Here is a 6,658-nt window from a genome sequence, read left to right as displayed (position 1 = left end):
CCGTATACGAGAACCGTATGTACGGTGGTGTGAGAGGGACGGAGGTTAGTCACCTCCCCCTATCTCAATTAATTGTGGGTCAACTATTGTCTAGTGATTCAAATTAATGATATGATTACTTTTATGCAGAAAAAGAGATGGGAGTGATGGCCTTTATGAGTAAACGTGATTATTACGAGGTACTGGGGATTAATAAAGATGCTACACCAGAAGAGATTAAAAAAACGTATCGAAGACTAGCCCGTAAATATCATCCAGACGTTAATAAGGAGCCTGATGCAGCGGATAAATTTAAAGAAGTAAAAGAGGCTTATGAGGTCTTAAGTGATGAACAAAAGAGAGCACAATATGACCGATTTGGTCATGCAGCTTCTCAAGGACAAGGCTTTGGCGGAGGTGGTTTTGGTGCTGAAGACTTTGGTGGTTTTGGTGATATTTTTGATATGTTCTTTGGTGGTGGAGGCAGACGCGATCCGAATGCCCCACGACAAGGTAATGATCTTCAATATACGATGACATTAGATTTTGAAGAAGCGATTTTTGGTAAAGAAACGGATATATCAATTCCGAGTGAGGAAAAATGTGATACATGTAAGGGCTCTGGTGCCAAGGCAGGAACAAAACCTGAAACGTGTAGGCATTGTCATGGTAGCGGTCAATTAAATATGGAACAAAACACTCCATTTGGGCGTGTAGTTAATAAACGCGTCTGTCACCACTGTAGTGGAAGTGGAAAAGAAATTAAAGAAAAATGTACGACATGTCATGGTAAAGGTACAGTTAAAAAACAGAAGAAAATTCATATTAAAATCCCTGCTGGTATCGATAATGGTCAACAAATTCGTGTCGCTGGAAAAGGTGAACCGGGCGTAAATGGTGGTCCTGCTGGTGATCTTTACGTTGTTGTTCAAGTAAGACCACATGAGTTTTTCCAACGAGATGGGGATGATATTTTCTGTGATATGCCGATTACATTTGCTCAAGCTGCTTTGGGTGATGAGATTGAAGTGCCAACTGTCCACGGAAAAGTCAAACTGAAGATCCCTGCAGGTATTCAAACGGGTAAAACGTTTAGGTTAAGAGGAAAAGGGGTACCGAATGTACGTGGTTATGGTCATGGTGATCAAAATGTCCGTATTCGTGTGATTACACCGACGAATCTTACAGAGCGGCAAAAAGAATTAATTAGAGAATTTAATGACTTAAGCGGAAATGAGCCAACAGATGAAACGGAAGATTCATTTTTTAGTCGAGTAAAGCGTGCCTTTAAGAATGATTAATTGCAAGTTAATTTAACCTGAGAAAAGAGTGATCAATTTGAAATGGTCTGAAATTTGTATTCATACAACAAATGAAGCAATTGAGCTGATCTCAAATATTTTACATGAAACGGGAGCTAGTGGTGTTGTCATTGAAGATGCAGACGATTTTCATAAAGAAAGATCTGACCAACTAGGCGAAATCTATGAGCTGGATCCGATGGACTATCCTACTGAAGGGGTTTACTTAAAGGCGTATTTACCAATGAATAGTTTTTTAGGTGAAGCTGTTGAACAAATAAAGGAAGCCATCAACCAGTTGCTCGTTTACGACATTGACATTGGACAAAACAAGATTACTCTTAGTGAAGTAAATGAAGAAGAATGGGCAACCGCATGGAAAAAGTACTATAAACCGATTCAAGTTTCAGAAAAGATTACGATCACTCCAACATGGGAAGATTATCTTCCAGAATCTGCTGATGAATTGGTGATCGAACTAGATCCAGGGATGGCATTTGGAACTGGAACACACCCAACAACAATCTTGTCAATCCGAGCGATTGAAGAATATTTGCAAGCTGGTCAAACTGTGATTGACGTTGGAACAGGCTCTGGGGTACTTAGTATTGCAGCAGCTTTACTAGGTGCCGATCATGTTTATGGATATGATCTTGATGTAGTTGCTGTTAAAGCAGCAGGAATAAATATCAAGCTAAATAAAGCCAGTAGTAAGATTACCGTTAAGCAAAATAATTTATTGGATCATGTCACAGTTAAGCCAGATCTAATCGTTGCTAACTTATTGGCCGAAATTATAATGCGCTTTGAAACAGATGCGTTTGAAAGACTAAAACCAGGTGGTTTATTTATAACTTCAGGAATTATTAAAGCAAAAGAAACAGATGTTAAACAAGCTTTAATCAATGCTGGTTTTGAAATTATTGAAACAAATCAAATGAAAGATTGGATCTTAATTGTTGCTAAAAAACCAGCTTAAATTGATTGAGGTGACATAAATTGCAAAGATATTTTATCAATGAAGAGTATTGGGGAGAAAATGAGTTGGCGATTGTAGGCGATGATTATCATCATATCGCTAATGTGATGCGAATGAAGCCAGGGGATCAAATTATTTGCAATCATCCATCAGGTCATGCATACCTCTGTATAATTGATCAGATTGATGATCAACAAGTCTATTTGTCTAAACTGGAACGCTTGGACGATCAGGTTGAATTACCGATACAAATCACGTTGATCCAAGGTTTGCCTAAAGGTGACAAATTGGAATGGATTGTCCAAAAGTCAACGGAGTTAGGTGTTGATTCAATTATCCCTTTTAATAGTGCAAGATCGATTGTAAAGTGGGATGGGAAAAAGCAAGCTAAAAAAGTAGAGCGATTACAAAAGATAGCTAAAGAAGCGTCAGAGCAGTCGCATCGCACGATCCTGCCTACGGTTGAGCTTCCGCATTCGATGCAGCAAATACTTACAAGTACGAAGAATTTTGAGCATAAATTTGTTGCTTATGAGGAAACAACTCGTACCGTTTCAACAAAAAAGCTTCAAACATACTTAGCGCAAATCAAACATGGTCAATCAATAGCCATCGCTATCGGTCCTGAAGGTGGATTTACAGAAAAAGAAATTGAACAGTTTTATGATGCTAATTTTCAACCGATTCGTTTGGGACCGAGAATTCTACGGACAGAAACAGCACCAATGTATTTCTTGTCTACATTGTCATATCTATTAGAGGAAACAAATTTAAGCTAAAGATAGATAATGTCCCTTGGCAGTCATTGGACAACCTAGTAAACTAGTGAAAATTGAATGATCATTGCTAATTGTTAATGATTAATTCAAAACTTAAAGTTGACCTATAAATATCATTATATTATAATATCATAGAGACAAAGCTACTTGGGTAGTTTGTCTTTTAAATTGTTGATGCTCCGGAGGGAGGGAAAATAGCATGTCAAATACTACTCGCGTTCGTAAAAACGAGTCGCTTGAAGATGCTCTTCGTCGCTTTAAACGTGATGTATCAAAGTCAGGTACATTATCAGAATATCGTAAGCGTGAATATTATGAAAAACCAAGTGTTAAACGTAAAAAGAAATCTGAAGCAGCAAGAAAGCGTAAGTAATTAAATATAAGAAATCTTTGGTTTCTTATCAAGAGGGTGTAAAGAAGGAAATGTCATTAGTAGAATCTCTGAATCAAGACATGAAAACGGCTATGCGTAATAAAGAAAAGCAAAAGCTGAGTATGATTCGCATGGTGAAAGCTTCTATCCAAAATGAAGCGATCAAACTTGGTAAAGATGAATTAACAAAAGACGAAGAATTAACTGTTTTAGCTCGTGAACTTAAGCAGTTAAAAGATTCCCTCCAAGAATTTACACAAGCTGATCGTGCTGATCTTGTAGAAAAAACCGAGCAAAATATCGATTTTCTTCAAGTTTACTTGCCAGAACAGCTATCAAGTGCCGAACTTGAACAACTCGTTGTTGATGCCATTAATGAAACAGGCGCAACAACAAAAAAAGATATAGGTAAAGTGATGAGTGTACTTATGCCAAAAACAAAAGGCAAAGCAGATGGAGCAGTTGTCAATCAACTTGTTCAGAAGCATTTATCATAAAGTGAAACTTCGATCAGTGATCTACTGATCGTTAGTAGAACCAATCGGGCCGCTACTGTCAGTTGACCCCCAACTTAGAATTCTTAGTATACTTCAAATTTTTGAAGCAGGGGTCTTACTGACAGTTGCACTGCGATAAAGTGAAACTTCGATCAGTGATCTACTGATCGTTAGTAGAACCAATCGGGCCGCTACTGTCAGTTGACCCCCAACTTAGAATTCTTAGTATACTTCAAATTTTTGAAGTAGGGGTCTTACTGACAGTTGCACTGCGATAAAAGCAAAAAAAGTGAAAATCCCCTTATCATTTGAGTAGTGATAAGGGGATTTTTTGCCAAGCGTATGTTATAATTAAAAAGACAGTGTTCAAGTTTGAAGCGACACGATTAACGTGAATTGGTGGTGGTGTAATGAAAAAACGTTCCATATTACTGTGTTTAATTTTCCTACTATTCTTAAGCTTGACAACTTTCAAGCATGTAAGCGCTCAAACTGAAGGGAGAGGGAAATTAGTTCATGTGATTCCAATTGAAAAAGAGGTAGAACGTGGATTAGAGGCATTCCTTCGAAGAACAATGGCCGAAGCAGAGGAAGCGAATGTTGATCACATCATATTTGAAATTAATACACCAGGCGGTCGAGTTGATGCGGCAAATAATATTGGTGAAATCATTCAAGATGTGTCCATTCCAAAAACAGCATACATAAGAAGCCAAGCTCTATCAGCGGGTTCTTATATTTCACTATTTGCTGACTATATCTACATGAATCCACAAGCAACAATTGGAGCAAGTGGGATCATTACTAGTGATGGCAATGCTGCAGATGAGAAAGCTCAATCGTATTGGCGTGAAGCAATGGGAAGTGCTGCTGAAGCAAAAGGAAGAGACCGAATTTATGCAGAAGCGATGGCAGATAAAGAAATTGATTTACCTGAGTATAATGCACCAAAAGGACAATACTTAACTTTAGGTCCGACTGCTGCTTTAGAAGTTGGTTATTCGAATGGAACTGTCAATCATCGGACAGAAGTTTTGGCAGAACTCGGTTTGGCTAATGCGGAGGTCGTTGAAATAGAACCAACTGCAGCTGAGGAGTTTGCACGTTTCTTAACCAATTCAGTCGTTGTTTCGATTCTTTTATCGCTAGCTGGATTAGGTTTAATTATTGAACTCTACTCACCAGGATTTGGTGTTCCTGGATCAATTGGATTAATCTCATTGATCTTGTTCTTTTATGGACACATGGTTGCTGGTTTTGCAGGTTATGAAGTTCTTGTCCTATTTGTACTAGGGATCGGTCTGATCATTCTCGAATTCTTTGTTCCGGGTGGTATTGTTGGAGGAATTGGAGCGCTCAGTATTGTTGCGGCGCTATATTTGTCGGCATACAATATAGTTCATCTCAGTTACAGTATTTTAATTGCTTTAATCATATCAATTGGTGCAGCTGTTTTCTTATATCGCAGAATTGGTTTGGAAAAAGGTTTGTTCCGACATATTATCTTAAGTGATAAAGAAACGCCTGATCGTGGCTATACAGCTGCTGATCATCGTGAAGATTTAATTGGGAAAATTGGTACGGCCATTACACCACTCAGGCCAGCAGGTACTGTTGTGGTTAATGATGAAAGAATAGATGTTGTGACAGAAGGTGGATTTATCCGTCAGCATACTGAAGTTAAAGTTGTGTCAGTTGCTGGTGCAAGAGTAGTTGTGAGTGAATACAAAAATGAGGAGGAGAAATAATTATGGGTACAGGTGTTAATGAGTTTCAAGGATTGATTCCAATTTTAATCATTGGTTTAATTGTAATTGCAATTATTGTAATTTTAACGTTTATTCCAGTAGCACTTTGGATTAGTGCATTAGCTGCAGGTGTAAAAGTAGGGATTTTCACCCTGATTGGTATGCGTTTGCGTCGAGTTGTACCAAGTCGTGTGATTAATCCGTTAATTAAGGCACATAAAGCGGGTGTTGAGGTGACGACAAACCAGCTGGAGAGCCACTACTTAGCCGGTGGTAATGTTGATCGAGTTGTAAATGCGTTGATCGCCGCTCAACGTGCAAATATTAATTTAAGTTTTGAACGTGGTGCAGCGATTGATTTAGCGGGTCGTGACGTGCTAGAAGCTGTACAGATGAGTGTTAATCCAAAAGTAATTGAAACACCGTTTATTTCAGGGATTGCGATGGATGGTATCGAAGTCAAGGCAAAAGCGAGAATTACTGTACGTGCCAATATCGACCGATTAGTTGGTGGTGCGGGTGAAGATACAATTATCGCTCGTGTTGGTGAAGGTGTAGTAAGTACTATTGGAAGCTCGAATACACATAGTAAAGTGTTAGAAAATCCCGATTCGATCTCACATAACGTTTTGAATCGTGGCTTAGATTCTGGTACTGCATTTGAAATTCTATCGATTGATATTGCTGATGTGGATATTGGGAAAAACATTGGTGCGATGCTCCAAACTGACCAAGCTGAAGCTGATAAAAACATTGCTCAAGCGAAAGCAGAAGAACGTCGTGCGATGGCTGTTGCCCAAGAGCAAGAAATGGTTGCTCGAGTAGAAGAAATGCGCGCAAAAGTTGTTGAAGCAGAGGCAGATGTACCGTTGGCGCTTGCGGAAGCACTACGTTCTGGAAATATGGGTGTGATGGATTATATGAACTATAAAAACATTAATGCCGACACAGATATGCGTGGTTCAATCGGTAAGATCTCTGATGATTCCGATCAAGAATAAA

At 38.7% G+C, this 6,658-nt stretch carries 7 protein-coding genes; all 7 read left to right on the top strand.

Annotated features, from left to right (window positions below):
* Window positions 1-155: 155 nt before the first annotated feature.
* Window positions 156-1,280 (top strand): molecular chaperone DnaJ, encoded by a 1,125-nt coding sequence (gene dnaJ / locus ABD814_RS12185; protein WP_344913618.1) that lies wholly within the window; start codon window positions 156-158, stop codon window positions 1,278-1,280.
* A 37-nt stretch (window positions 1,281-1,317) separates the two neighbouring features.
* The gene (gene prmA, locus ABD814_RS12180; RefSeq protein ID WP_344913615.1) at window positions 1,318-2,259 is read left to right on the top strand and encodes a 50S ribosomal protein L11 methyltransferase; all 942 of its coding nucleotides are present in this window, start codon (window positions 1,318-1,320) and stop codon (window positions 2,257-2,259) included.
* A 20-nt stretch (window positions 2,260-2,279) separates the two neighbouring features.
* Window positions 2,280-3,038 (top strand): 16S rRNA (uracil(1498)-N(3))-methyltransferase, encoded by a 759-nt coding sequence (locus tag ABD814_RS12175; RefSeq protein WP_344913612.1) that lies wholly within the window; start codon window positions 2,280-2,282, stop codon window positions 3,036-3,038.
* Between the two features lie 199 nt (window positions 3,039-3,237).
* Window positions 3,238-3,411: a 30S ribosomal protein S21 gene (rpsU, locus tag ABD814_RS12170; protein ID WP_344913609.1), complete on the top strand. Its 174-nt coding sequence runs from the start codon at window positions 3,238-3,240 to the stop codon at window positions 3,409-3,411.
* Window positions 3,412-3,461: 50 nt separating this feature from the next.
* Window positions 3,462-3,908, top strand: a complete 447-nt coding sequence (locus tag ABD814_RS12165; protein WP_344913606.1) for a GatB/YqeY domain-containing protein — start codon at window positions 3,462-3,464, stop codon at window positions 3,906-3,908.
* Between the two features lie 410 nt (window positions 3,909-4,318).
* Complete coding sequence (locus ABD814_RS12160) at window positions 4,319-5,656, top strand: NfeD family protein (protein WP_344913603.1); 1,338 nt, start codon at window positions 4,319-4,321, stop codon at window positions 5,654-5,656.
* A gap of 2 nt (window positions 5,657-5,658) precedes the next feature.
* A complete protein-coding gene (floA, locus tag ABD814_RS12155) occupies window positions 5,659-6,657 on the top strand; it encodes a flotillin-like protein FloA (protein ID WP_344913600.1) in 999 nt (332 codons plus the stop codon).
* Window position 6,658 lies beyond the last annotated feature (1 nt).

The organism is Amphibacillus indicireducens (assembly GCF_039539605.1).
GTDB lineage: Bacteria > Bacillota > Bacilli > Bacillales > Amphibacillaceae > Amphibacillus > Amphibacillus indicireducens.
This window is presented reverse-complemented; position numbering and strand designations above follow the sequence as displayed.

Excerpts from the sequence above, each read along its gene's own strand:
- dnaJ (WP_344913618.1), top strand. The coding sequence starts at position 156 with ATGAGTAAACGTGATTATTACGAGGTACTGGGGATTAATAAAGATGCT.
- rpsU (WP_344913609.1), top strand. The coding sequence starts at position 3,238 with ATGTCAAATACTACTCGCGTTCGTAAAAACGAGTCGCTTGAAGATGCT.
- ABD814_RS12165 (WP_344913606.1), top strand. The coding sequence starts at position 3,462 with ATGTCATTAGTAGAATCTCTGAATCAAGACATGAAAACGGCTATGCGT.
- ABD814_RS12160 (WP_344913603.1), top strand. The coding sequence starts at position 4,319 with ATGAAAAAACGTTCCATATTACTGTGTTTAATTTTCCTACTATTCTTA.
- floA (WP_344913600.1), top strand. The coding sequence starts at position 5,659 with ATGGGTACAGGTGTTAATGAGTTTCAAGGATTGATTCCAATTTTAATC.